The sequence below is a fragment of the Stenotrophomonas sp. 01N47 genome, from assembly GCF_056399165.1.
In genome coordinates this window covers 1-389 of record NZ_JBFTQU010000091.1, presented here as the reverse complement: position 1 = coordinate 389, position 389 = coordinate 1, and the positions used below count along the sequence as shown (strand labels likewise).

1 protein-coding gene is annotated in these 389 nt (G+C 59.1%); it reads left to right on the top strand.

All coding sequences use genetic code 11. The features are described 5' to 3' along the window. The coding region (locus tag AC1DKR_RS21360) for a response regulator (protein WP_478035201.1) at positions 1-389 on the top strand (389 nt) is incomplete at both ends.

Below are 389 nucleotides of genomic sequence, written 5' to 3'. Positions count from 1 at the left end.
GGTCATGACCGCGGCTTCCGGTTTTGAAGCCCTTGGCCTGTTACTCGAACACGATGTCGACCTGGTGCTGCTGGATGTGCAGATGCCGGGCATGGACGGTTTTGAAGTGGCGCGCTTGATGCGCGGCAGCCAGCGAACCCGTCTTACGCCAATCATTTTTCTTACCGCCAACGAACAGTCCCAGGACGCCGTGATCAAGGGCTACGCCAGTGGCGCGGTGGATTACCTGTTCAAGCCGTTCGATCCGCAAATTCTCAAGCCTAAAGTCCAGGCGTTGCTCGAGCACCAGCGTAAACGCCGTGCCTTGCAGCGGTTGAGCCATGATCTGGAAGTCGCCCGGGCCATCAATGCCTCGGTGCTGGATAACGCCGCCGAAGGCATTCTGGTGG